Below are 24,198 nucleotides of genomic sequence, written 5' to 3' on the forward strand. Positions count from 1 at the left end.
TAATATGAGCTCAGCCTAACAGCAGTTATTGGGGGACTCAAGCGGCATCTGTGCTTTGCTGTTGAATGGCTTGTTGCAGTTTAAATATTAATGGCCGATAGACCAGTTCGGCAAGCATAGCAGCATATAACCACGCCAAAGTAAGCACGCTTAACCCAGAGAATAATAGGCTTGAGTTGCGCTCAACACTGTAATGAAACACACTAACCAAACCAAACAAACTACAAAGCAGTGCAGCGTTGTAACAGAGTCGGTATTGCAGTCGATAAATACTTCTAAGTTGTTGTAACTGCGATGTACCATATAATTGTTGACTAAAAAGCAAGCGTAACCCGCTAATTGAACGTTTTAAACCAGCAAAACCCAAGGTTATTATAGTAACACTTGGCAGAAACAGTGCTAAAAATAGCAATGAAATGATATCAATATACAGTGTGTATCTGCCGTTAGAGGCTAGCATGATTAACGCTAGCGTTATTGCCAACAACATTAAGCAAGCAATAGCCTTACAGCTAATACTAACAAAAGACCAGTGTGCAATCGGTAACCCTTGTTCGTTGCGAAGCGCCATTGGGCTAACATTTAATGTGGCAGAGAGTGCTAACAGACTTTCTGCGGATCCACCGCCATCTCGCTCAAGCCGCTGAATAGTGCGCAGACTTAATCCACTTTGTTTCGCCAATAAATCCTGTGATAAGCCATGTTGTAGGCGGAGTGCTTTGAGTTTTTCTGCAATAATATCCATGGATCTTTTTCCTTAAATTGACCACTAAAGTAAACGTGTTTTGCTGTTTATTAGCAAGCGAAGCAGGGCGTAATTTTGATGTCAACTTCCCGACAAAGGTGTGACAACTGCCGTTCTGGGTATTTTTAATGCAGTCTGAGGGATTGATGCCCTGCGCATGACTTGGCGTTGTTCAAGGATTCAGGTAGGCTGATAAGCTTATCAGGTTATAACACGTTGTTTGTTGAATGGGGATCCTATGACCGAAACAGTTTATGCCATTGGCACACCAGGACAGCCTTGGACCGGAGCAGAGAAACAGCAATGGCTTAACTTACAAAAAGTGCAACGCAGTTATCAGCAGGATGTGTTAGCGTTATTAGCCACGCTCGATGCGCATTTCGAGAGAGAACAATATGGTGCGGTCGATTATCAAGCGCAAGGTTTTGCTTGTTACCCGCTGTATATTTTAAAGAGTCGTGATTGGCGAAACGATAAACCCTTAGCGTTAATTACCGGTGGCGTACATGGTTATGAAACCAGTGGTGTGCATGGCGCTTTGCGATTTGCGGCGCAGCATGCTGCAGCGTATTTAGCTGATTTTAATCTGCTAATTGCACCTTGTATCAGCCCTTGGGCTTATGAAACGATTAATCGCTGGAGCCCTTTGGCGGTGGATCCAAATCGCTCGTTTAGCGGTGATAGTGCAAGTGACGAAGCACGTTATTTACGTGAGTATATACAGCGACTGTGTATCACCCCTTTGTTACACATTGATTTACATGAAACCACCGACAGTGATAATACGGAGTTTCGCCCAGCAAAAGCTGCGCGCGATGGCACCGTCAATACCAATTGGAACATTCCGGATGGTTTTTACCTCGTTGGCGATGCAGAACGACCCGAGCCGGCTTTTCAGCAAGCAATTATTAATGAAGTCGCCAAGGTAACGCATATCGCGCCGCCGGACGAAAACGGTGAGTTAATTGGTGATCCTATGGTACAACCGGGGGTGATCAATTATCCAAAGAAAGCCTTGGGTTTATGCGGTCGTGTTACAGAGGCCCCATATGTGACCACCACTGAAGTGTATCCAGACAGCCCCAGTGCCACGCCTGAACAATGCGTTATGGCACAAGTTACCGCGATTTGTGCTGCTTTAAACTTTGTTAGGCAAGCGAGCTAGTATGGATGTCAGGATCCGTCTGCTGCAAGCGGATGATCTTGCTAAGGTGGTTGCCTTGCAAGATCACTGCTATAGCGACGATTTATATGAACCGCCAGCGTTACTCGGTGCGCGTTTAAAGGTGGCGGCAGAAAGTTGCTGGTTGGCCGAAAATACAGCGGGTGAGTTACTTGGCTATTTATTCAGTTATCCTGCGGTAACTCAGCATGTGACTGTTTTAGCCAGTCAGTTTGAGTGTGCAGCGGCAGCGGATCTATTGTACCTGCATGATCTGGCCGTTAGTGAGGCGGCACGGGGTAAAGGTATTGCCGCCATACTGTTAAAACAAGCTGAGCAGCATGCGACTGCTTTATCGCTGCCATGTTTAGCCTTAGTTGCTGTTCAAAAATCGCAGCGTTTTTGGCATAAACAGGGTTTTATTGCGCACAGGCTCATAGCCGAAAAAGCACAATGCGCTTTGCATAGTTACGGCTTAGATGCAGTGTATATGCAGAAGCCTTTAACCAGTGGCTAATTTTTTAGTGATGCGTATATCAAGCTGCTCCCTGCTGTTGTAACGGCTAAACACTGGCCTGTTGGCTTTTAGTTTCTGGGACTTTAGCCTTATTGCCTGTTTGTAACATCTACAGTAGCGCCGCAACGAGTCACTAAAATGCAGAGTAATCTGCTATAGTCGGCTTATTTGAATAAATTCAGAGACAAACATGCAGTATTCAACATTAGGTAGCAGCGATCTTAGTGTATCTCGAGTTTGCTTAGGCACCATGACTTGGGGCCAGCAAAATACCCAGGCAGATGCCAATGCGCAGTTAGCATTGGCGTTAGAGGCTGGTGTAAACTTTATTGATACTGCTGAGCTTTACGCTATTCCGCCACGTCCTGAAACTTATGGTGCCACAGAGCAAATTTTGGGTAATTGGTTAAGCCGCCATGCTGCGCAGCGCGATAAGTTGATTATTGCCAGCAAAATTGCCGGTAATGGTATTAGTCATATTCGTAACGGTAGCCCGATCAGCCCGCAAAGTATCATCGCAGCCGTTGAAGGCTCACTTAGCCGTTTAAATACCGACTATATCGATTTATATCAATTGCATTGGCCGAATCGCACATCTCCACATTTTGGTAAGCATGCGGTTAACCGCATCAATTTTGCTACGGTCAATGTGCAGCAGCAACAAGATGAGATCTTAGCGATTTTGCAGACACTGGCCGATTTAGTGCAGGCCGGTAAAATCCGTTATTGTGGCTTGTCAAATGAAACCCCATGGGGGATCAGCCAATATTTGCAGTTAAGTAAGCAGCATAACTTGCCTCGAATGGTCTCAGTGCAAAACGAATTTGGCCCGCTGCACACCAAAGACTGGCCTTATTTGTTAGAGCAATGTCAGCATGAGCAATTGGCATACCTGCCTTGGTCGCCTTTGGCGGGTGGGGCATTGTCGGGTAAATATCTCGGCGGGGCGCGACCTGCCGGCAGTCGCTGGTCTATCGCTCAGCGTAATGGCTTATTTCGAGATACCGCACAATCTAATGCCGCGATCGCTGACTTTGTTGCACTGGCGGCGAATTTTCGCATCAGTCCAACGCAGCTAGCATTAAGCTGGACCAATCAAGTTGTCGGCGTTACCTCCACGATAATCGGCGCCACTAACACTCAACAATTACAGGAAAATATTGCGGCTTTTGCCATACCGCTAAAACCTGCAGTACTTGATGCCATGAACGATTGGTTACAACGGCATCCACAGACCTTTTAAATTTCCCTTCTGCTTTCACCATCAGCACTGAGCCTATGCTCGGAGCTGATGGTGGATCATTTCTTTATCTCAGTATGCGTAAAGTCGGTAACGACGGGTCCGTTTCAAAATGTGTTATGTGGCAGTTTGATGAACTTTGCGTTTTAGGCTTGCAGTTTCAATAAACACATATAATATAATTCGCATATTCGTTTTTTCATATGTGAATAATTGTGACATTACCCACTCTACTGTTTATTTGCACCGAGAACTCCGCGCGTTCTATTTTAGCGGAAGGCTTAGCTCGGCATAAATATGCGGATCGTTTTACAGCATACAGTGCGGGTAGTGCACCTGCTGTTGCCGATCCTCGCGCTTTAAGTACTTTAGCCGCTCAGGGTATCAGTACCGAGGGTTTGTACGCCAAACCCCTCAGTAAATATCGGCATATCAATTTTGATTATGCGATTGTGCTATGCAATAAAACAACGGCAGAGTGCGCCAACGAAATCACCGCTAAGCATTTATTGGCTTGGGATTTTAGCGATCCAAAGCAAAGTTCTGATTCTCATGCTTTTGAAACCACACTTCATCAATTAGCCGAGCGCTTAAGTATGTTTGTGCTGCTATACGATCGACAGCATCAGCACAAACCCTTAACCCCACTGAGTTTTTTTAAATTACTGGCCGATGAAACCCGGCTCAATGCGTTGTTATTAATTATGGCCGAGCAAGAATTATGTGTTTGCGAGCTCACGACCGCCTTACAAGATACCCAGCCCAAAATTTCACGCCACTTGGCCATGCTGAGAAAAGCCGCGGTGCTGCTCGACCGTCGTCAGGGGCAGTGGGTGTATTACCGTTTAAATCCAACCTTAGCGCCGTGGGCGCAAGCTTGCCTTAAGCAGACGGCGGTCGCGCAGCAACCCTTTCTCGCGCCGTTACAAGCGAATCTTGCGGCTATGGGCGATCGTCCAACGCGTGACAGTCAATGTTGTAGTGAATAACGATGCACTTTACAAAGTCAACACAGAGTTTTAAGTGCTTGGCATTGTGGCTGGCAAAAGTTTAAAAACGGCCGCAACAGTCGAAACTGAATAATGTTAATGAAAAACAGGACAGCATAATGACAATTAAAGTAGGAATTAATGGTTTTGGCCGCATCGGCCGTTTAGCACTGCGCGCAGCCTTTGACTGGCCTGAGTTTGAATTTGTGCAAATTAACGATCCGGCGGCCGATGCGGCCACCTTTGCGCACTTAGTTAACTTTGATTCGGTACATGGCCGTTGGCAACATGAGGCCACGGCCAATGAAGATGCCATGATAATCAAAGGGCAGCACATCAAGGTAACCGCCAATAAAGCCATTGCTGACACGGATTGGTCGGGCTGTGATGTGGTAATCGACGCCTCGGGTAAAATGAAAAGCAAGGCGCTGCTGCAAGCCTATTTAGATCAAGGGGTAAAACGGGTCGTGGTTAGCGCGCCTGTTAAAGAAGCCGGTGTGTTAAATGTGGTGATGGGGGTTAATCAGCAGTTGTTTGATCCCTCAATTCATCAGATTGTCACGGCGGCAAGTTGTACAACTAACTGTTTAGCGCCAGTGGTAAAAGTGATCCACGAAAAATTAGGCATTAAACACGGTGCCATTACCACTATTCATGATTTAACCAATACCCAATCTATTTTAGATACGCCGCATAAAGACTTACGCCGCGCGCGGGCTTGTGGCAGCAGTTTAATACCCACGACTACCGGCTCGGCCACGGCGATTACCGAAATTTTCCCTGAGCTAAAAGGCCGTTTAAACGGGCATGCCGTGCGTGTGCCACTGGCCAATGCATCACTGACAGACTGTGTATTTGAAGTAGAGCGTGCCACCACAGCAGAAGAAGTGAATGCGCTACTTAAAGCGGCAGCAGAGGGCGAGTTGGCCGGTATTTTAGGTTATGAAACACGGCCTTTAGTGTCTGTAGATTACAAAACCGATCCGCGTTCGAGCATTATTGATGCGCTTTCCACTATGGTGGTAAATGGTACCCAAGTAAAAATTTATGCATGGTATGACAACGAGTGGGGCTATGCCAATCGCACCGTTGAGTTAGCCAAATTAGTTGGCTTGGCCAAATAAGCCATTTTGCGGCAGAGAGCAGCATGAACGCAGATGTACGGCAATATTTAATTGTAACCGGTAATTACTGGGCCTTTACCTTAACCGATGGGGCGCTGCGCATGCTAATTGTGCTGCACTTTTATCAGTTAGGTTACAGCCCACTGGCCATCGCCTCGTTATTTGTGTTTTATGAGTTTTTTGGCATTGTTACCAATTTAGTAGGGGGCTGGCTAGGTGCGCGTTTGGGGTTAAACAAAACCATGAATCTGGGGTTGTTGCTGCAAATTGTCGCACTTAGCATGTTATTGCTCCCCACGGAACAGCTTACTGTGCTGTGGGTGATGGCGGCGCAGGCGTTGTCAGGTATTGCCAAAGATCTAAATAAAATGAGCGCAAAAAGTGCCATAAAGCTGCTGCTACCTGATGAAGCGCAAGGTGCGTTATACAAGTGGGTGGCGCTATTAACTGGCTCTAAAAATGCTCTTAAGGGCGTGGGGTTCTTTTTAGGCGGGGTGTTATTAGCCTGGTTAGGTTTTCAAGGCGCGATGGCGGCGATGGCAGGCAGTTTGTTGCTGGTATGGGTATTAAGTTTAGTCTTGCTGAAACAGGATCTTGGCAAAAAAAGCTTTAAACCGAAATTTACAGAGCTGCTGTCTAAAAGTGCCAGTTTAAATTGGTTATCGGCGGCACGTTTTTGTTTATTTGCGTCGCGCGATGTATGGTTTGTGATTGCGTTGCCGTTGTATTTGGCGAGTATTGCCGATTGGTCACAAAGTGCAGTGGGGGCGTTTTTAGCCAGTTGGGTTATTGCCTATGGCATAGTGCAGGCGTTTACCCCTAAGCTTACCCTAAGTAATAAGCAAGCGCCGCCAACGGCCAGTACAGCACTTAATTGGGTACTGCTGTTAGCCTTGTTGCCTTGGTTAATAGGTGTCGCCATGCTGTATAGCGCTCAGCCGTTACTCGCGCTGTTGTGTGGTTTATTGCTTTACTGTGTGTTTTTTGCCATTAACTCGAGCTTACATAGCTACTTAATTGTTGCCAGTGCCAATCGTGATGGCGTGTCGCTGGATGTAGGCTTTTATTATATGGCCAATGCCGCCGGGCGTTTAGCTGGAACCTTGTTATCAGGCTGGGCATACCAAAGTTATGGGTTAGTGGCGTGTTTGTGGTTATCCGGTTTGCTGTTACTCGGGGCGGTGTTGTGTACTTGGCGATTAAAACTGCAATAAATAAATGAAGTGTGACATACAAAATTACACCATGCAGCTGTTTCACAGTGGTGTGGTTGTGAATTTTTGGCACACAAAAAGAGTTTTGTGCACTAAATATGGCGAGGAGCTACGTCCATTTTTTCTGAGGTACGCCGTGAATCCGCCCCTTAGGGCCAGCAGAGCTGTCCAAATTCGTTTCAGACGAATTTGTCAGGCATCAATGCCGGAGAGGCTTTGCTTAGCAATATCTGCTCTCTGCTTGGCTAGAAAATACCTTTAAAAGATAACGTTATACATGGCGTTCTGTAACGGTAAGCATCTTATAATGTTTGTTTCAGCTTAGATGACACATAAATATCAAACGAGGTGACAAGTGCGCAGTACCCTTTGCTGGGGACGTCTTTGGCATGGATGCCAAAGAGGAGCCTACAGGGATGTATTTACGGCGTGCCCCAGCGAAGGTGTACGGAGTACTGGGTCACCGGATGAACTGAACTCGCAGCATTAGTTGAACGAATATGTATCCACAGCGTACTTTGCAAAGTTGTACGTCGCGTTTAGCCTCCGGGTGCATCAACGCTTGCAGCGTTGTGTAAACTGACGCTAAAAACGCAGCTAAGGGCCGTTGCTCAATAATAATGAAAGCGCAATAACAGGTTAACCATGACTGAAACCGCATCACACTCTCGCTTCTGGAGCTTGTTCCGGATTTTTTTCGTACTTGGGATCACCTCCTTTGGAGGCCCCGTGGCACACCTGGGCTATTTTCGTTACGCATTCGTTGAAAAACGCCAATGGCTTAGCGAGCGTGATTATGCCGAACTCGTTGCGCTGTGCCAGTTTTTACCTGGCCCCGCCAGTAGCCAAGTAGGTTTAGCCATTGGTTTGCTGCGTGGCCATTACCGCGGCGCTTTGGCTGCATGGTTAGGCTTTACCTTACCCTCCGCCATACTACTCATTGCCTTTAGTATAAGCTTACCCCTTTTACAAAGCGCGCTCACGCAAGGTGTGTTGCATGGTTTAAAGCTGGTAGCCGTTGCCGTCGTTGCCCATGCCGTCTGGGGCATGGCAAAAACCCTGTGTAATACCAAAACAAAAATCAGCATTATGACCATCAGCACATTGCTGCTATTAGTATTCCCGCTTGTTTGGTTACAACCTCTGGTAATTGTACTTGGCGCCTTCTTAGGCTATCTGTGCTTAGCACCAGAGCCGAGCAGCAGCAACGCCTTACCCTTAAAGATATCAAGTACTGCCGCCAAAGGCTTTGGGCTACTGTTTCTGCTGTTGTTAATCGGCTTGCCGTTATGGGTACAGTTGTATCCCAGCGCTGCGTTAGCGCTGTTTGAATCCTTCTACCGGGCCGGTGCCTTAGTGTTTGGTGGCGGCCATGTAGTACTGCCGTTATTACAAGCGGAAGTGGTGCCAAATGGCCTAGTGGATGCTGACACCTTTTTAGCCGGCTATGCCGCTGCACAGGCGGTGCCAGGCCCACTCTTTACCTTCGCGGCTTTTCTTGGGGCTGCAAATACCGGCCCAGTTTCGGGCTTCAGTGGCGGGGTATTAGCCCTGTTAGCCATCTTTTTACCGTCATTTTTAGTGCTGGCAGCGGTATTACCCTATTGGCAGCAATTGCGCAGCTCTGCCACCATCAGCCGAGTGATGGCCGGGGTAGGGGCTAGCGTTACTGGTATTTTATTGGCGGCCTTGTATCAGCCGATTTGGCAAAACAGTATCTTTAATGTTGTTGATCTGGCTATTGCACTTGGTGGGTTTGTGGCATTGCAGTTTTGGCGCCGGCCAGCTTGGCAACTTGTGCTGGCTGGCGGCGCTTTGGGGGCGCTATTAACGCTAATTGGCTAAGGCTTAGTTAGCGAGTTTTAAGATCTCATCAACACTGCCTTGGGCTAGAGGATGATAGCCAGGGCGAGCCTGCTGATACACTTTGCGTGCCAGTGCCAACCCCTCTGGCGTGCTGGCCAGTTGTTTATACAGCGGCAAAATCAGCTTACGCCGACCAATTTTCAGCAAATAGCCCTCAAGTGCCGGTAACACCGCGGTGTAATTAGTTTTTAACGCCAACAAAAACCAAGCATGGGCAATTTCACTATTACTCGATTGCGTCAGCGCAAAGGCACTGTCTAACTGTTGCAATTGCCCAAGGTTGATATCAAGTGGCAAGTTATTAATAAAATACAGCCATTCGTGCACCGTCCACTCGCTGGTGGGGATCTCGGTAAGGGCAGTTAAGCCAGAGCGCCAAGCATTGCTGTATTGCTGCACGCGTAAAAACGCATCCGACTGCGGCTTAGGCGAGCTGGCAGGCAAACCGCTGCCGTGGATCCACTCTTGCACCTCTGCAGTGCTGACTTTACCCGGGTGTACTTGCAGTAAATTCGCGGTTAAATAACGCTCAAACTCTGCGGTGGTAATACTTTCAAAGGCATGGTCGGCAAAGTATTGGCGCACAAAAGGATCGAATACCGCACGGCCAAAGCGCTGTTCTAAAAACATCAAAAATAGTTGGCCTTTGGTGTAGGGTACGCCAGTAAAGGCATCGTCTGGATCACGGCCTTTTAAATCCAGATAAAGCTGTGTGTCATCAGCGGCTAGGCTGGGCAGCTCTTTCATTAAATCTTGCACCGATAAGGCCTGCTCCATTAGCGCACGATCAGTGCCAAACACCTGCTCCATAATGCGGTTTTCCACATAAGAGGTGAAGCCCTCATTTAGCCACAGATCTTGCCAAGTGGCATTGGTCACTAAGTTACCGGACCAAGAATGCGCTAACTCATGCGCAATTAAATTCACTAAACTGCCATCGCCAGCCACCACCGTGGGGGTAATAAACGACAGCACTGGGTTTTCCATACCACCAAACGGGAAGCTGGGCGGTAAAATCAATAAATCATACCGGCCCCAACGATACTCGCCGTAGAGCTGTTCTGTGGCGGCAATCATTTGTTGGGTACTGGCAAATTCTTTGGCCGCGGCCTCTAAAATATAAGTTTCGGCATAAATGCCGGTTTGCTCGCTCATCGCTTTAAAGTGCAAATCACCGACAGCCAGCGCTAGCAAATACGGCGGGATGGGGTGTGGCATGTTAAAGCGATAATCACCGCTGCGCTCGGCGCTTGGTGAGTTGGGCGCGCTCATCACCGCCAGCAGTTCAGGATCGGTTTGAATACGTGCCGTGTAAGTTAAGCGCAGTGCGGGGCTATCTTGAATTGGGATCCAGCTTCTGGCATGAATAGCTTGATTTTGACTAAACATAAACGGCTGCGTTTTACCGGCGGTTTGCGCTTTACTCAGCCACTGTAATCCTGATGCGGCCGGAGTAGATTGGTATTGAACACGAATTCTCTTCGGTTGAAACCCCGGTGTAATGGTCAATTTACTGCCCAGTACCGCATCACGCGCGGCCAACTGAAAAGGCACTTGTCGCCACTGGCCATCAGCACGACGGGCATACACCTTTTTAATGTCTAAATCGCGGGTATCGAGCGTAATGTGATTACGCTCTTTGTGTTGCCAATCCAGTGTGAGCTCCGCAAAACCGATTAAGGCCTGCTTTTGAAAATCGACCTGTAAATCTAAGTACAAATGGCTAACGCGAACATCTTCTAGGTTGGCATAGGTATAACTATCCTTGGCCTGAGCGGTTTGTATAAAAAGGCTGGTGAATAACATTAAGCACACGAATAACAGCGGGCGCACAAACATAGCGGTTCCTGCAAGAACATCAAAACGAAGAACAACAGTGTACGGCCAAAGCTGGCGCCAATACAAGACGGCTATCTGTCTGCTCAGCTAACTAGACTGCGTAAGGACGCATGGTAAATTTTTTGCGCTAAAGCTAGGTGATGCTTAGTCAGTTTCGGTTTGCTGCTCCAGCAGCAAGCTATCTCGCTCTTGCTCGGTCAGGATGCCGGTTAGCAGCGTTTTGCGACGCAGCCGGCGCATGCTGTCACTGTCTTCAAGTAATGCCTGTTTAAAGATCTCAGGTTCATGCATCATCGTTAAAATACTGTGCCAACGAATATAACCCCAATGCTTAATTAAACCGGTTTGATAGCGCAGTTCTAACTTTTCAAGTAGGGGGATGGCCAGCTGAGGATTGGCCAACAGTTTATCAGCAATACGCGCATGTAATTGCAGTAACTGCCAGTCGGATTGTTGCTGCGCTTTGCTACGCACACGGTGACTAGGAGGACGCATTGGCTATTTTATCTCACACTGGCCGTCTGTGCAGTTTAAGCGTTTGCGCGCCCAATACTGATAAGCCCAATTGGCGATGGGGCGAATTAACGGAAAAGCCAAAATAGCCGGTAATAGCCTTAAACCGGCGAGTCGCCAATAAAAAAGTGTGGCAGTTAAACCTACCTGAAATTGCTGGCCATCCCAAACATGAATTTGCTGCATCATTTGCATTTTACTGGCGCCGTTAAAGCCTGTGAAATCGGGCTGGCTAATATCCACCAGTTGCATTTTTCCCTTTAGCTTAGGGCCTAACCAATTGATTTCATGCCGACACAACTTACAGCTACCATCAAAAAACAAGGCGGTTTGGTTCTGGCTGACTGACATTGCGTTATCCATAAAAATAAAAATACCCAAGATGACAACTGACCACTACTGCAGTCAACTGATAACGTAACTGACGATAACTGCGCTGATAATGTTGGCTTATACCAGAAAAATGTTCATAAAAGCTTAGTGTTAAAAATAAGCCCGCTTGGATCAGCACACTGTAAGCAGGAAGCAGAGCTAAGGCTAAAAAACTAACCACGGGGAAACTAACCGCGGCTAAGGCTTGCTGTGTAGCCGCCTTAGGCTGATGTAATACCGGCCATAAAACGCCTGCCATAAAACCTAAAATTAAACAGCTATAAAACTGAAATAACAACATGGCTTGTGCGGGGGCCATAAGCGGCCAGACTAAGCTAACAACAGGCAGTAACAAAAAGGGAATTAAACCAGCATAGCCAAGCAGGTGAATCATACGTTTCTCCTCAAACAGGTTTCAATCTACGATGTTCGCGTAACAGGCGATCAAAAGTCGAGGGCTCAATAGTACTTTTATTTTTTTGTTGGCTATTGATTAAGCTAGAGCGAGTCAGTGGTCATTTAGTGTGTCTATTTGCCTGGTTTTTGCGCCACAATTAGCGCCCCCGAGACGGCTTTACCTTTTTCTAAGCGTGGCACAATGTTTTCGATAGTACATAGAGTAAAACCTGCTAACTGCAACGCCGTATTGATATAGGCTTTAGTGTGACTGTAACGACCATTACGCTGCAGGTAATAATCATTGCTGTTAACGGTAGTACTATGTTGTTCAACGCTAAAAATAAAATAACCTTGAGGCTTAAGCACACGCAGTGTGGCAGAAAAGGCGCTGTGCAACTCCCCAAGGTAGACAAAAGTATCGGCACAAATGACACAATCAAATGGTTTAACCGTTTTTGACATGAACTCAACTAACTCCGCTTCATGCAGTTCCTTATAAAGATTAAGTTTTGCAGCTTGAGCTAACATTTTGGCAGATAAATCTACGCCAATAAGAGCCCGACAAACGGGTTTAATGAATTCAGCACAAAGCCCAGTGCCGCAACCAAGATCAAGAATATCGTGCTGTGAGCTGGCCGGAGAAAGACTGCTGAGTACTTTTTCACCAATAAGTTGCGGCACTTGGTATTCCAGTTGCGCCAAGGACAGATTAAAACTGGCAGAATAGTGATCAAAGGTTTGTTTGATGTAATTATCGGCGGCTCTAAGCGGTGGGGTATTTTGTGTATAGGCGGCGAGAAGGTGCTGAGCAATAGCATCCTCTGGCCTATGTTCGATAAGGTTTTGTAAGGTTTCGATAGCTGCTGCTGTTTGACCTAACTCGGCTAAAACGTAGGCCAGTTGCTTCGTTGCTTGATGGTGCAACGGCTCTAACATTAACACCTTCATAAACGAAGATTTAGCCAGTTCAAACTGTTGCAGGTCAATCTGAATATTCCCAAGATTGTAATGAGCAATCACATGCTGTGGTTCAAGCGCTAAGGCTCGATGAATCAGATGAAGTGCTTCTTGTGTTTGTTTGGTTTGCTTGAAAATTATCGCAAGATTAATCAGCGTATTGGTGTGGTGAGGTGCAATGCTCAGTAGCCGAGTGTAAAGCGCTTGTGCTTTCAGCAGATCGCCCGTTTCTTTGTAAATATTAGCCAAATTATTCATCGCATCAGCATAATGTGGTGCGATTACCAGCGCCCGCTTTATGTTGAATAGCGCTTCATTCACTTGCCCTGTTTGATAATACACTAACCCTAAATAGTGCAGTGCGTCAGGTTGCGTGGGTGCTAAGCGCAAAACCTTTTTATAGGCTGCAGTAGCTTGTGTCAGGTTGCCTTGTTTATGCAGCGCTCTCGCTAATTCTAAATTATGCGTGATCTTATTGTTTTTAGTTTGCGACATGATCAGGCTCGTTACTGACATTATTGACACCTTATCCTAAGGCGTTATCAATTTACAGTTAAGTTCTTTTAATGTTTCAAATACAGCCAAAATCAGGAGAGGAATAATTTAAAAATGAGTGCAAATCTAAATATTTAATATGCTACATGGCGTTACTCTTTAGTGTTTATTTTGTGAAGATAAATAAATCCCAGCCTGATTATCTCTCTTTCATACTTCATGTAAAAAAATGTCATTAAATTTATATCTTATTTTCTGACGTGGTTATTTTCCTCTGAATTTTCTAAAAAATATAAACTAGCATAAAAATATTGTCAGCTTTCTTTACAGTGTTGTGTTGCCATTTTCGCTTACTTTTTTAAGCTACTAATTTAGTGAGCTTTAATTTTAGTGGCATTAAATATGCATGTAAAAATAGTGTTTAGGAAATAAAAAAATTATTTTTATGGTGATATTGAATTTGAGGAGTATGTTTAGTGCTATTTCAAATCTTTTTTTAATATCACTTAAAATAATATTGGCAATTTCTTTCTTGGATGAAATTAACATTTCATTCGCATTAATAGTTGAGGTGTATAGAACGTTCACTTCATCTTCTGCTTAGGATAATTTATGAAAACAATAAATTCACTCTCAAAAAGTTTACTCACCATTGTTACTGCCACTAGCTTATTAATGACGCCTATCGTTAGTTACGCTGCCGTTGATATATTTTTAGAAATGGATGGTATTGTTGGTGAATCGCAAGACGCGAAAAACAGTGGTGCCATGGATATTCTGGCTTGGTCAGAAGGGTTATCCAATCCGCGAACAACGCATTCTGGCGCCGGTGGCGGGGCGGGTAAAGCCAGTTTTACAGATCTTACTTTTACTAAATATTTGGACAGTGCCAGTCCGGCATTAAGATTGTTAGTGGCAAATGGCGGTCATGTCGAAAAGGCAACCTTAATAGCAAGAAGAGCGGGTAGCAGTGCGACGCAATATTTTAAGATAGAAATGAAAAATGTCATAGTTACGTCGTTTTCTGCCGGAGGCAGTGGTGGCGAAGATAGGCTGACTGAAAATGTGTCATTGAATTTCGCTGAAGTCACCTGGACCTATTATCCTATTGATAGATTTGGCAATCCGTTAGCGCCAATTTCGATAGGTTGGAATATCGCGACAAATGTACAGCTATAACCAATCAGTAACCCCAATTATGAGGAGTTAATCACATGAGGTTATTGATAAATAGCTTTTATAGCCTGTCATGGTTATTGGCCGGGCTGTTAGTGACTTTTTCCGGTTTTGCTGTGGCTGAAGTTCTTAATGATCAAATCATTATTGATGATAAAAACTTTACTTTAGTGAGTTCGCGCCGAGTGACCCGTACCGTCAGTGAATATCGATTACGCGCCTTGGCGCAAAATGTCTCGGCTGTTGATTTAACGAACGTGAAAGCCAGTTTAGTCTCAGCACCAAGCAGCATATCAATTATTCAAGGAAACGTGGAGTTTGGTGCTATTACGGCCAATAGCAGTGTATCAAGTAGTAATGACTTCACTATTCAAATCAATGTACGCCAAGCTTATACCTTAGCGGATCTTGTTTGGAGAATTGAAGGCGATTTGCCACCACCACCAACCCCGCCGTCCCGCAGTCCAACTGCAGTGGGTATCTTTATGAAGATTGATGGGCCTGCCATTAAAGGTGAGGTAGAAAGTTCAAGCCATAAAGAGTGGATCCAAGTATTAGCCTGGAGTGAGGGAGCAAGTAATTCAAGTACCACCCATGTTGGCGGAGGGGCTGGGGCAGGCACGTTTAATCTTGGTAATGTTAACGTCACCAAATACTTAGATGCAGCAAGTAATCCGCTGAGATTAGCGATTGCCAAAGGCGAGCTTTTTGATGAGGTGCAAATCGATGTTATTAAGCAATGTGGCACAAGTTTGTATACGCAATATGCCATTACGTTAAGTAACGTTTTGGTGGTCGGGCTAAGCAGTGGTAGCAGTGGTGGAGAAGATCGTTTAACCGAAAATGTTGCTTTTAATACGGCGACGATTCAAACGATGTATACCCCAGTAGGTGATAAATGTCTTTTTCAGCAACCCATATATTCCATTCAGTCTTATAACTGATTTAAGCGGAATAGATGAATTACGGGAATTTAAAAATGCAGATAAAAAAAATAATCACGACGTTAACCTGTTTCGTGATGCTGAGCTTTCAGCCCGCATTTGCGGCGTTGATTAGCGGCACGGCGACCAATATAACCGGGACAACCTGGGAATCGCGTTATACTATTACCAACAACTTATTGTTGGATATCAATTGGTTTACGCTTTACTTTGATGCTACTCAATATGCCAATTTAGTTTATATACCTACTGCGGAATTTGGACCAGATTGGGAAATATTTACCTATGATTTTGATTTTGGAGACGATGGTTATATTGACGTTTATTCAAACTTTACAGCAATTACTGTTGGTCAAAGCGTCTCAAATTTTGTGGTTCAATATTCTTACTTTGGAATAGGCCTGCCGAGTTTGCAGCAATTTGAAGTGTATGATGAGCAATTGAAAGATCCTTACTCTGCTCCTCTTGCTGCTGGTGATATTGCCATCGCGGCAGTTCCTGAGCCGGGCTCTTTGTACTTGTTCGGGTTGGGGCTTTTGGCTTTTGCCGCTTATCGTATAAGGCAAGTGCGATTAAACTAACCGTTAAAGTGTATTTACAGTGCTCACCATACCCCCAATCAGTTGGGGGTATTTTTTCATGCAAACTAAGTGACTTAAACCGAACATAATTAAGTCAATTTAACGCCCCACGATGCCTTTACCAATGGGCGCGATACTTAAACCAGCTAATTTTAAGTGCTGGATGCCAAAAGGAATGCCAATAATACTAAGGAAGCAAACCAAGGCATGCATTAAGTGGCCAATAGCCAGCCAAATACCAAAGAAGATAAACCAGACAATATTGCCCAGAGTGCCAAAAGCCGAGGTGCCAAAATCCTCTACGCGGTTAATATAGCGACGATTAATCGCATCGCGGCCAAAGGGCCAGAACGCCAGTTTCCCCATGACAAAGCAGGCACGACCGAACGGAATGCCAATAATGCTGATAAAGCAAATTAAGCCAATAATCCACCAGGCTAAGCCCATCACTAGCCCGCCGAGTAAAAACCATAAAATATTAAAAATTAACCGTAATACACTCATCTTGCGCTCCACAACCTCATTAAATTTAATACGCTTGCCGTTCACGTGTCTTTGCACTTTGGCCGCTGACAAAACAAAGCGATAAATGTGCCAACTTTAAGTTATTGTTTATATTTGTTTTATTTTTAGCTTGTAATTTCCTAAGCGTATTTTTGTGTGTATTTAACCAGTTTATAGTAAAAATACCTAGGCACCTGTGGCACAACCCTAACCCGACAGTGTTGCCCAGATAGCGCTTAGCTGAGTCTGTGATAAAACTTTTACTGTACCAACTGGTCGGTTTGTGATTTTGCCGTTATACTATACCGACTAGACGGTTTTGATTTGAGGGTGCAGCAAACGTGAATAAAGCGCAAATTACCGTACAACAGATTTTACAAGCGGCCTTAGCCGTTGCTGCAGAAAAAGGGCCGGGTAAGGTCACCTTGGATGCGGTGGCACAAGCCAGTGGCTTAAGTAAAGGTGGCTTGCTATATCACTTTCCGTCAAAAGAAGCTTTGCTCAGTGCCATGGTGCAATTTTTAGTGGATGATGCTGAGCACAGCCGCCAACAGTTTGTTGCAACAGAGTCTTCAAAATTAGCGGCTTTCTTAAAAGCGCGAGAGTGTTTCACTCAGCAATTAAGCAGTAATACCGCGATGGCTATCTTAGCGGCGGCAGCTGAGCAACCGGCACTGTTAAAGCCGTTGCAGCAACATAACCGTAAGGTATTTAACGACATTTTAGCTGAGCATCATCACAGTCCCGAAGTGATGTCATTATTGCTGGTCAGTGAAGCCTTAACCTTTCATCAGTTGCTGAACATTTCACCCTTGACCCCAGAACAACACAGTCAATTGGAAAATTATATGACGATTCGTGCACAGGAGCTAAGTTAATGAACCGCCCATCTTTTACTCTGATCTGTAGCGTACTTAGCCTGCTGATATTTCTCAGTGCTTGTTCCGACTCGGTAAGCCAAGAGTCAGCTACCACACTAACCACGGTAAAATTATATACCGTTAGCGGCGATGAACATGCCAACAGTCGCAGTTTTATTGGGCGAATTGATGCGGTCAGTACTGTCGATTTAGCCTTTCAAGTGGGCGGGCGTGTAACTGCTTTACCGGTTCAGCAAGGCGAAATTATTCCTGCAGGTGAGCTATTAGCGGCACTGGATAACACCGATTATCAACTGGCCGTGCAACAAGCCGAAGTGCAACTTGCTCAAGCGCAGCGAGATTTAGAGCGGGCTAAGCCACTGCGTAAACAAGGGATCTTAACCCCGTCGGCTTTTGACCAGTTACAAACTAATTTTGATATTGCGCAAGTTGCGTTGCAAAACGCCGAGCGTAATAGCCAGTACACGCAGTTAAACGCGCCTTTTGATGCGTTAGTTACACGTCGCTTAATCGAGCGTTATTCCACCGTTACGGCCGGTACACCCATTTTACGCGTGCAGAATGTCTCTGAATTACGCGTGCACATTAACGTGCCAGAGCAAATGATGCGCCAAGTGCAAGATAAAGCCGATTATGCGGTGTATGTGAAATTATCTGATGATAATGCCAGCCTTCACCCGCTTACTTACCGTGAGCATGCGACGGAAGTGGATGTGGTTACGCAAACTTATCAAGTGTCTTTTGCTATGCCGCGACTCGCCGGTGAAAATTTATTGCCAGGCATGACGGTGACGGTGGTCACCGAGAACAATGCTGCTCAGAATAATATGTTGATCCCCGTCTCGGCATTAGATACTTCAACGCCAGAGCAATTCCATGTTTGGATTTATCAAGCCGAAACTCAGCAAGTCAGCAGACAACCGATCCAAGTCAGTCGGATCCACCAGCAGCAAGTTGAAGTACTTTCCGGTTTAAAAGCCGGCGATCAGGTGGTCTCTGCGGGTATTTATCATTTACAAGACGGCCAAGTCGTGCGTCCGTTTGAAAAATATTAGGAGTCAACCGCATGAAAATGGCGAGTTATGCGATTGATAAACAGGTCAACACTTGGATGTTGATTATGCTTTGTTTTTTGGGGGGGCTTTGGGCGCTAAATACCATCGGTCGTTTAGAAGATCCGGCCTTTACCCTGAAAGAAGCCATGGTGATCACCTATTATCCTGGGGCGACGGCAACCGAGGTGGAAGAGGAAGTGACTGAGGTACTCGAATCGGCAGTGCAGCAATTACCGCAATTAAAGCGCGTGACGTCTAAATCCTTCCCAGGCAAATCTGAGATCCGTGTAGTGATCCAAGATACTTACAATGGCCCAGCTATGCCGCAAATTTGGGATGAGTTACGGCGAAAAATCAGCGATAGCAGTCGGTCATTGCCTGCCGGGGTAATGACGCCCTCAGTCAATGACGATTTCGGTGATGTGTTTGGTATTTTTTATGCAGTCACTGCTGAAGGGTATAGTGATCGCGAGATCCGTGAGTTGGCCACGTTTTTACGGCGCGAAATGCTGATGGTGCCGGGTGTGGCAAAAGTACAAACCGCGGGCGAGCCACAAGAGAAAATTTATGTAGAGATTGCCCAAGAGCGGTTGCTGGGCATGGGCTTACCTTTAGATTTAGTGATTGGTACCTTACAAGCTGAAAATACCGTCGCGGCGGCCGGCTCTTTAGCCGTTGGCGATAAGCGTATCCGCTTAGTCAGTAAGCCTGGCTTAGATTCGATCAGTGCGATTGAGAACTTACGTTTAGGTAATTTGGGCTCCACTGAGCAACTGAGTATTTACGATGTTGCTAAAGTGAGTCGAGAAGAGGCGGAAACGCCGACACACTTGATCCGTCATAACGGCAAAGCGGCTTTTACGCTTGCCATTGCCGGCTTAAGTGATGCCAATATTGTCGATGTAGGTAATGCCGTTGATTTGCACTTAGCCTCTTTAACGCCGCGTATTCCACTGGGCATCGAGTTACAGCCGATCTACCAGCAACATATTGTGGTGGATAAAGCGATTAATGATTTTATTGTGAATTTATTAATTTCTGTGGTGATTGTGGTCGCCGTGCTGTGTTTAACCATGGGCTGGCGCGTGGGTATTGTCGTCGGCGGCACCTTATTGCTTACTGTGCTGGGCACTCTGTTCTTTATGCGCATATGGCAAATCGAAATGGAGCGTATTTCGTTAGGTGCGCTGATTATCGCCATGGGGATGTTGGTTGATAATGCCATTGTGGTGGCCGAAACCATGCTGATAAATATGCAGCGAGGCATGGCATCACGCCAAGCTGCAGCGGAGGCGGCCAGTCGCACCCAAGTGCCGTTATTAGGTGCCACGGTTATTGGCATTATGGCCTTTGCCGGTATTGGCTTGTCGCCTGATAGCACGGGTGAGTTTTTGTTTTCGTTATTCGCAGTGATTGGTATTTCCTTATTATTAAGCTGGGTTTTGGCGATTACTGTTACCCCTTTGTTAGGTCATTATTTGTTTAAAGTGGCCGCAGACAGCGAGCAACGTGATCCTTATGCCGGTTTTGTTTATCAGCGTTATGCCAAAGTGCTCCGTTTAGCTTTGCAGCAGCGCGCCGTTACCATCGGTTTGCTGATGGTGCTTACTGTGATCAGCGTTATTGGTTTTGGCCAAGTTAAGCAGGTATTTTTCCCTGCCTCTAATACCCCGTTGTTTTACTTAAATTATTATTTACCGCAAGGCACCGATATTCGTGCCACTGAGCGCGATATTGCCGAAATAGAAAAGATTATTTTGGCCGAAGCGTCAGTGGAGTCGGTCAGTAGTTTTGTTGGCGCAGGTGCCAGCCGTTTTATGTTGACTTACGCACCCCAATTGCCGAATAGCGCTTATGGTCAATTGATCATTCGCACCAAGGCGCGTGATGCGATCCCGCCATTGATGCAGTATTTGCGGCAAACTTTACCAGCTCAGTTCCCCAGTGCTGAAATTTATACTGAGCGGCTAATGTTTGGCCCTGGTACCGGGGCAAAGTTACAGGCTCGCATTTCTGGTAGTGATGAGGCCGTCTTGCGGCAACTCGGCCAACAAGTGGCGGATATTATGCGTAATACCGACGGCGTGACCGATATCAGGCAAAACTGGCGGCAGCGTGAGTTGGTGATAGCGCCAGATTTCAATGAAGAGCGGGCCCGCATTGCCGGTGTTAATCGTACCGATTTAGCGCAAACTCTGGCTTTTGCCAGTGAGGGCTTAGTGAGCGGTGTGTATCGTGAGCAAGAAAAACAAATTCCTATTGTAGTGCGACCACCGGCAGCAGAGCGATTTGATTTAGACAGACTAAATGACCGCATGATTTGGAGCAGCATCGACAACAGCTATATCCCGCTAACGCAGGTGATTAATGGCTTTGTTACCGAGCACGAAGAAGCGGTGATCCAAAGGCGCAATCGGGTACGCACTTTAACCGTTGAAGCAGAGCCCACCACGGCCATAACCGCCGATCAAGCCTTAAAGCGTTTGCGGGCGCCGGTTGAGCAATTAGTATTGCCTCATGGCTATACGTTGGAGTGGGGAGGCGAGTATGAAAGCTCAGCGGAAGCACAAGCTTCATTAGGGAAACAATTGCCTTTAAGTTTTCTGGTGATGTTAGCTATTAGCATTTTGTTGTTTGGCTCCCTAAAACAACCCTTAGTTATTTGGTTAATTGTGCCGATGTCGATATGCGGTGTTAGTGCCGGGCTTCTGCTGACGGGCTTTCCTTTTGGTTTTACAGCGCTGTTGGGCTTTTTGAGTTTATCCGGCATGCTGATGAAAAACGCCATAGTGTTAGTTGACGAAATGGATTTGCAATTAAGCCAAGCAACGGATAAAGCTCAAGCCATTATTGATGCGAGCATCAGCCGGATCCGGCCGGTGATCTTAGCGGCATTAACCACTATCTTAGGTATGTTGCCGCTGATTTGGGATGCGTTTTTTAACAGTATGGCGATAACCATTATGGCCGGTTTGGCGTTTGCCACCGTGCTAACTTTGGTGGCAGTGCCGGTATTGTATTCGCTGGTGTTTAAAATCAAATTAGCCCGCTAATTGAATCTGTTGGTTGCTAACAGTGCGGCTTTTGCTGTGCTGTTAGTGGCTACAGTTAACACAAAATGCGGTAGCGGGTAACGCTTCTAAGCGTGCTGGATTAATTTTTGCACCACAACGGGTACATTGGGCATAAACACCTTGCTCCATCCTTAGCAACGCCTGATTAATTTCAGCCAACTCTGCCTCGGCATGGTGTTTTAGGCTGGTTAGCACATCATCGTTTTCTCGCTCTTGTGCTTGCTCTGCAAAATCATGGCTGTGTTCTTTCGAGAGGTCTTGCTGTAGTGATACCTGCTGTCGCTCCAATTCCATTTTGCGTTGAATTAGGCGACGTTTGTATTCTTGAAATGGCATGATCTACTCCTTGTCTCTGCGCTGTCTTAAATTTAGCAGCACTTCGTTAAAAAAGCTTGATCTAGCACAAATAAACAGCAATGGCTTAGGTGGTAAGACGTGTCTGCTTGGCCTGTTGTTGCCACATTTTGGCATATTCCCCCGCTAAATCTAGCAACTGTTGATGGCTGCCTTGTTCAATCAATTCGCCCTGCCGTAAAACTAATATGCAATCGGCATCGGTAATGGTTGATAAACGATGAGCGATAACCACGCTGGTATGTTGTTTGGCGACTTCACGCATAGCCGCAACAATGCTTTGCTCTGCTAAGGAATCTAATGCCGAGGTGGCCTCGTCAAAAACTAAAATTGGCGAGCCTTTTAATAACGCTCGGGCAATCGCAATGCGCTGTTTTTCACCGCCAGAGACCTTTAAGCCGCGTTCACCCACCAGAGTGTCATCACCTTGTGGCAAACTATCAATAAACTTACGTAACTGGGCTAATTCTATAACCTGGGCAATCTCGCTGGCACTGGCCCCCGGTTTGGCATAGGCAATATTGTCTCGAATACTACTGTTAAATAACACCGTATCTTGCGGCACAATAGCAATCGCTTGGCGCAGAGAGTCGAGGGTTAGCCCCTTAATATCTTGCTGATCAATTAAAATGCGGCCGCCGCTCACATCGTAAAAGCGATACAGTAAGCGAGCAATGGTACTTTTACCCGCACCAGACGCGCCGACTATCGCCACTTTTTGGCCTGCGGTAACGGTAAAACTGAGATTATTGAGAATGGGGCGATCGGCCTGATAGGCAAAACTCACCTGCTCAAACTGAATACTGGCACCGTGGGTGACTAAGGGTTTAGCATCTGCTTTATCGACAATGCTGCTTTTGCGTTGTAATAACCCCAGCATATTTTCTAAATCGGTTAACGCGCGGCGAATTTCACGATACACAAAACCTAAAAAATTCAACGGTAAAAACAGTTGGATCATGTAAGCATTCAGCATTACTAATTCACCGATACTCATTTCACCACTCACTACCTCGGCTGCGGCTAGCCACATTAATGCAGTAATAGCCGCGGCAATTAATAGTGCTTGGCCAGAGTTAAGTAAGAGCAGGCTTAAACGGTTTTTGAGTCGCGCTTGTTCCCAAGTGGCTAAAAAGCCATCGTAAACCTGTGCTTCATGCTGCTCATTATTAAAATATTTCACCGTTTCATAGTTAAGTAAGCTATCAACGGCACGGCTATTGGTGGTGTTATCCGCTTGATTCGCTTCACGAATAAACTTGTTGCGCCATTCCGTAATATACACGGTAAAAAAGATATACAGACTGACCGCTACAACGGTGATCAGCGCATACATGGGCGAGAACAGTAAGCTGAAAATCACGGCTACCGCCACGATTTCAAGTAAGGTTGGCACAATATTAAACATCAAAAAGCGCATTAAAAAGCTTAGGCCATTGCTGCCTCGCTCTATATCGCGACTGATGCCACCGGTTTGTCGGTCAAGGTGAAACGCTAATTCTAAACTATGCAGGTGTTTAAAAACTTTTAAACCTAATTGGCGCATGGCATGTTCGGTGACACGCCCAAACAGTGCATCCCGCACTTCACCAAAAAACACCATGCCAAAGCGCAGCGCACCATACAAAAGTAATAACCAAACAGGAACAAGCAGTAATTGTTGGCGGTTGGCATCTACCGCATCGATAATTTCTTTTAAGGCCCAAGGCAGCAGTAAGGTGGCGCTTTTGGCGGCAATAAGTGCCAGTAAGGCTAACAATACCCGCCCTTTAAAGGCCATTAAATAAGGCCAGAGAGTTTTAATACTCTGACCTAGCGGCATGGCGTAATCACGCTTTAACGGTTCAGGTTGTTTTGCGGCGCTTCGCATGCCTCGCATAGTACTCTCAGTAATTCAATTTACGCATAAGTACAAAGGTACGCGGTATCCTGTTGTACTTGCAATTGAAACTTCACATTAGCTGCTACTTCAAACGCCTGACCTGATGTAAATGTCAGCCAATCATCACTGCCCGGCAGTTTTACGGTAAGGGCGCCGCTGATCACGGTCATTACTTCATGTTGGCTGGTACCAAACTCATATTCACCGGGTGCCATTACGCCGACCGTTGCAGGTAGCTTTTCGCCTTGAAAACCAATTGAGGCGACTTTGCCATCAAAATAATTGTTGACTTTAAACATCGTTAACTCCTTATAT

Annotated in this window: 23 protein-coding genes; 13 read left to right on the forward strand and 10 right to left on the reverse strand. The window is 46.0% G+C overall.

Annotated elements, in window-relative coordinates:
• Positions 1–37 precede the first annotated feature (37 nt).
• Positions 38–745 (reverse strand): helix-turn-helix domain-containing protein, encoded by a 708-nt coding sequence (locus ORJ01_RS11325; protein WP_306178117.1) that lies wholly within the window; start codon positions 743–745, stop codon positions 38–40.
• Positions 746–983: 238 nt separating this feature from the next.
• Between ORJ01_RS11325 and ORJ01_RS11330 the strand changes: the two genes are divergently transcribed.
• The 7 genes from ORJ01_RS11330 to chrA all read left to right on the forward strand — a co-directional run bounded on the left by ORJ01_RS11330 (position 984) and on the right by chrA (position 8,836).
• Positions 984–1,910 (forward strand): M14 family metallocarboxypeptidase, encoded by a 927-nt coding sequence (locus tag ORJ01_RS11330; RefSeq protein WP_306178118.1) that lies wholly within the window; start codon positions 984–986, stop codon positions 1,908–1,910.
• A 1-nt stretch (position 1,911) separates the two neighbouring features.
• Positions 1,912–2,424 (forward strand): GNAT family N-acetyltransferase, encoded by a 513-nt coding sequence (locus tag ORJ01_RS11335; protein ID WP_306178119.1) that lies wholly within the window; start codon positions 1,912–1,914, stop codon positions 2,422–2,424.
• A gap of 190 nt (positions 2,425–2,614) precedes the next feature.
• Complete coding sequence (locus ORJ01_RS11340) at positions 2,615–3,667, forward strand: aldo/keto reductase (protein WP_306178120.1); 1,053 nt, start codon at positions 2,615–2,617, stop codon at positions 3,665–3,667.
• A 212-nt stretch (positions 3,668–3,879) separates the two neighbouring features.
• On the forward strand, positions 3,880–4,653 hold the full coding sequence (locus tag ORJ01_RS11345; RefSeq protein ID WP_306178121.1) for a metalloregulator ArsR/SmtB family transcription factor: 774 nt from the start codon (positions 3,880–3,882) through the stop codon (positions 4,651–4,653).
• Between the two features lie 119 nt (positions 4,654–4,772).
• Positions 4,773–5,777: an ArsJ-associated glyceraldehyde-3-phosphate dehydrogenase gene (locus tag ORJ01_RS11350; protein ID WP_306178122.1), complete on the forward strand. Its 1,005-nt coding sequence runs from the start codon at positions 4,773–4,775 to the stop codon at positions 5,775–5,777.
• A gap of 23 nt (positions 5,778–5,800) precedes the next feature.
• Positions 5,801–6,991: an organoarsenical effux MFS transporter ArsJ gene (gene arsJ, locus ORJ01_RS11355; protein WP_306178123.1), complete on the forward strand. Its 1,191-nt coding sequence runs from the start codon at positions 5,801–5,803 to the stop codon at positions 6,989–6,991.
• A gap of 645 nt (positions 6,992–7,636) precedes the next feature.
• A complete protein-coding gene (gene chrA / locus ORJ01_RS11360) occupies positions 7,637–8,836 on the forward strand; it encodes a chromate efflux transporter (RefSeq protein ID WP_306178124.1) in 1,200 nt (399 codons plus the stop codon).
• Between the two features lie 3 nt (positions 8,837–8,839).
• Here chrA and ORJ01_RS11365 read toward each other — a convergent pair whose 3' ends face one another.
• The 5 genes from ORJ01_RS11365 to ORJ01_RS11385 form a co-directional block, all read right to left on the reverse strand.
• Positions 8,840–10,696, reverse strand: a complete 1,857-nt coding sequence (locus ORJ01_RS11365) for a M1 family metallopeptidase (RefSeq protein ID WP_306178125.1) — start codon at positions 10,694–10,696, stop codon at positions 8,840–8,842.
• A 144-nt stretch (positions 10,697–10,840) separates the two neighbouring features.
• Positions 10,841–11,191, reverse strand: coding sequence for a hypothetical protein (locus tag ORJ01_RS11370; protein ID WP_306178126.1), 351 nt, complete (start codon positions 11,189–11,191; stop codon positions 10,841–10,843).
• A gap of 3 nt (positions 11,192–11,194) precedes the next feature.
• Positions 11,195–11,560, reverse strand: coding sequence for a thiol-disulfide oxidoreductase DCC family protein (locus ORJ01_RS11375; protein WP_306178127.1), 366 nt, complete (start codon positions 11,558–11,560; stop codon positions 11,195–11,197).
• 4 nt (positions 11,561–11,564) lie between these two features.
• Positions 11,565–11,975, reverse strand: a complete 411-nt coding sequence (locus ORJ01_RS11380; protein WP_306178128.1) for a DUF3429 domain-containing protein — start codon at positions 11,973–11,975, stop codon at positions 11,565–11,567.
• Positions 11,976–12,109: 134 nt separating this feature from the next.
• Positions 12,110–13,453 (reverse strand): tetratricopeptide repeat protein, encoded by a 1,344-nt coding sequence (locus ORJ01_RS11385; protein ID WP_306178129.1) that lies wholly within the window; start codon positions 13,451–13,453, stop codon positions 12,110–12,112.
• A 591-nt stretch (positions 13,454–14,044) separates the two neighbouring features.
• Here ORJ01_RS11385 and ORJ01_RS11390 point away from each other — a divergent pair.
• From ORJ01_RS11390 to ORJ01_RS11400, 3 genes are read left to right on the forward strand one after another with little or no spacing between them, the layout of a single operon-like run.
• The gene (locus tag ORJ01_RS11390; RefSeq protein WP_306178130.1) at positions 14,045–14,611 is read left to right on the forward strand and encodes a type VI secretion system tube protein Hcp; all 567 of its coding nucleotides are present in this window, start codon (positions 14,045–14,047) and stop codon (positions 14,609–14,611) included.
• A gap of 35 nt (positions 14,612–14,646) precedes the next feature.
• Positions 14,647–15,552 (forward strand): type VI secretion system tube protein Hcp, encoded by a 906-nt coding sequence (locus tag ORJ01_RS11395; protein WP_306178131.1) that lies wholly within the window; start codon positions 14,647–14,649, stop codon positions 15,550–15,552.
• Positions 15,553–15,566: 14 nt separating this feature from the next.
• The gene (locus tag ORJ01_RS11400) at positions 15,567–16,133 is read left to right on the forward strand and encodes a PEP-CTERM sorting domain-containing protein (protein WP_306178132.1); all 567 of its coding nucleotides are present in this window, start codon (positions 15,567–15,569) and stop codon (positions 16,131–16,133) included.
• 99 nt (positions 16,134–16,232) lie between these two features.
• Here the strand turns inward: ORJ01_RS11400 and ORJ01_RS11405 are convergent, their stop codons facing one another.
• Positions 16,233–16,637, reverse strand: a complete 405-nt coding sequence (locus ORJ01_RS11405; RefSeq protein ID WP_226750360.1) for a YccF domain-containing protein — start codon at positions 16,635–16,637, stop codon at positions 16,233–16,235.
• 341 nt (positions 16,638–16,978) lie between these two features.
• On the opposite strand from ORJ01_RS11405, the gene ORJ01_RS11410 reads away from it, so the two are divergent.
• The 3 genes from ORJ01_RS11410 to ORJ01_RS11420 are packed head-to-tail and all read left to right on the forward strand — an operon-like array spanning position 16,979 to position 21,626.
• Entirely contained in the window at positions 16,979–17,515 is a 537-nt protein-coding gene (locus ORJ01_RS11410) for a TetR/AcrR family transcriptional regulator (RefSeq protein WP_306178133.1), read from the forward strand.
• Positions 17,515–18,573 carry an efflux RND transporter periplasmic adaptor subunit gene (locus tag ORJ01_RS11415; RefSeq protein WP_306178134.1) on the forward strand — a complete coding sequence of 353 codons (1,059 nt, stop codon included), beginning with the start codon at positions 17,515–17,517 and terminating at the stop codon, positions 18,571–18,573. Before ORJ01_RS11410 ends, ORJ01_RS11415 begins: the two co-directional genes overlap by 1 nt.
• Before the next feature lie 11 nt (positions 18,574–18,584).
• Positions 18,585–21,626 carry an efflux RND transporter permease subunit gene (locus ORJ01_RS11420; protein ID WP_306178135.1) on the forward strand — a complete coding sequence of 1,014 codons (3,042 nt, stop codon included), beginning with the start codon at positions 18,585–18,587 and terminating at the stop codon, positions 21,624–21,626.
• Positions 21,627–21,668: 42 nt separating this feature from the next.
• Here ORJ01_RS11420 and ORJ01_RS11425 read toward each other — a convergent pair whose 3' ends face one another.
• The 3 genes from ORJ01_RS11425 to ORJ01_RS11435 all read right to left on the reverse strand — a co-directional run bounded on the left by ORJ01_RS11425 (position 21,669) and on the right by ORJ01_RS11435 (position 24,182).
• Positions 21,669–21,983: a TraR/DksA C4-type zinc finger protein gene (locus ORJ01_RS11425; RefSeq protein WP_226750356.1), complete on the reverse strand. Its 315-nt coding sequence runs from the start codon at positions 21,981–21,983 to the stop codon at positions 21,669–21,671.
• A gap of 85 nt (positions 21,984–22,068) precedes the next feature.
• Complete coding sequence (locus tag ORJ01_RS11430; protein ID WP_306178136.1) at positions 22,069–23,880, reverse strand: ABC transporter ATP-binding protein/permease; 1,812 nt, start codon at positions 23,878–23,880, stop codon at positions 22,069–22,071.
• A gap of 20 nt (positions 23,881–23,900) precedes the next feature.
• Positions 23,901–24,182, reverse strand: coding sequence for a pyrimidine/purine nucleoside phosphorylase (locus ORJ01_RS11435; protein ID WP_306178137.1), 282 nt, complete (start codon positions 24,180–24,182; stop codon positions 23,901–23,903).
• Between the last annotated feature and the right edge of the window lie 16 nt (positions 24,183–24,198).

Origin of the sequence: Alishewanella sp. SMS8 (genome assembly GCF_030737935.1) — a bacterium.
Lineage (GTDB): Bacteria > Pseudomonadota > Gammaproteobacteria > Enterobacterales > Alteromonadaceae > Alishewanella > Alishewanella maricola.

What these genes read in the sequence shown, in the direction of transcription:
- ORJ01_RS11340 (WP_306178120.1), top strand. Translation starts at nt 2,615, where the DNA reads ATGCAGTATTCAACATTAGGTAGCAGCGATCTTAGTGTATCTCGAGTT.
- ORJ01_RS11395 (WP_306178131.1), top strand. Translation starts at nt 14,647, where the DNA reads ATGAGGTTATTGATAAATAGCTTTTATAGCCTGTCATGGTTATTGGCC.
- ORJ01_RS11375 (WP_306178127.1), bottom strand. Translation starts at nt 11,560, where the DNA reads ATGTCAGTCAGCCAGAACCAAACCGCCTTGTTTTTTGATGGTAGCTGT.
- ORJ01_RS11350 (WP_306178122.1), top strand. Translation starts at nt 4,773, where the DNA reads ATGACAATTAAAGTAGGAATTAATGGTTTTGGCCGCATCGGCCGTTTA.
- ORJ01_RS11370 (WP_306178126.1), bottom strand. Translation starts at nt 11,191, where the DNA reads ATGCGTCCTCCTAGTCACCGTGTGCGTAGCAAAGCGCAGCAACAATCC.
- ORJ01_RS11430 (WP_306178136.1), bottom strand. Translation starts at nt 23,880, where the DNA reads ATGCGAGGCATGCGAAGCGCCGCAAAACAACCTGAACCGTTAAAGCGT.
- ORJ01_RS11385 (WP_306178129.1), bottom strand. Translation starts at nt 13,453, where the DNA reads ATGTCAGTAACGAGCCTGATCATGTCGCAAACTAAAAACAATAAGATC.
- ORJ01_RS11415 (WP_306178134.1), top strand. Translation starts at nt 17,515, where the DNA reads ATGAACCGCCCATCTTTTACTCTGATCTGTAGCGTACTTAGCCTGCTG.
- ORJ01_RS11330 (WP_306178118.1), top strand. Translation starts at nt 984, where the DNA reads ATGACCGAAACAGTTTATGCCATTGGCACACCAGGACAGCCTTGGACC.
- ORJ01_RS11425 (WP_226750356.1), bottom strand. Translation starts at nt 21,983, where the DNA reads ATGCCATTTCAAGAATACAAACGTCGCCTAATTCAACGCAAAATGGAA.
- ORJ01_RS11325 (WP_306178117.1), bottom strand. Translation starts at nt 745, where the DNA reads ATGGATATTATTGCAGAAAAACTCAAAGCACTCCGCCTACAACATGGC.
- ORJ01_RS11335 (WP_306178119.1), top strand. Translation starts at nt 1,912, where the DNA reads ATGGATGTCAGGATCCGTCTGCTGCAAGCGGATGATCTTGCTAAGGTG.
- chrA (WP_306178124.1), top strand. Translation starts at nt 7,637, where the DNA reads ATGACTGAAACCGCATCACACTCTCGCTTCTGGAGCTTGTTCCGGATT.
- ORJ01_RS11390 (WP_306178130.1), top strand. Translation starts at nt 14,045, where the DNA reads ATGAAAACAATAAATTCACTCTCAAAAAGTTTACTCACCATTGTTACT.
- ORJ01_RS11435 (WP_306178137.1), bottom strand. Translation starts at nt 24,182, where the DNA reads ATGTTTAAAGTCAACAATTATTTTGATGGCAAAGTCGCCTCAATTGGT.
- ORJ01_RS11365 (WP_306178125.1), bottom strand. Translation starts at nt 10,696, where the DNA reads ATGTTTGTGCGCCCGCTGTTATTCGTGTGCTTAATGTTATTCACCAGC.
- ORJ01_RS11405 (WP_226750360.1), bottom strand. Translation starts at nt 16,637, where the DNA reads ATGAGTGTATTACGGTTAATTTTTAATATTTTATGGTTTTTACTCGGC.
- ORJ01_RS11400 (WP_306178132.1), top strand. Translation starts at nt 15,567, where the DNA reads ATGAATTACGGGAATTTAAAAATGCAGATAAAAAAAATAATCACGACG.
- arsJ (WP_306178123.1), top strand. Translation starts at nt 5,801, where the DNA reads ATGAACGCAGATGTACGGCAATATTTAATTGTAACCGGTAATTACTGG.
- ORJ01_RS11380 (WP_306178128.1), bottom strand. Translation starts at nt 11,975, where the DNA reads ATGATTCACCTGCTTGGCTATGCTGGTTTAATTCCCTTTTTGTTACTG.
- ORJ01_RS11420 (WP_306178135.1), top strand. Translation starts at nt 18,585, where the DNA reads ATGAAAATGGCGAGTTATGCGATTGATAAACAGGTCAACACTTGGATG.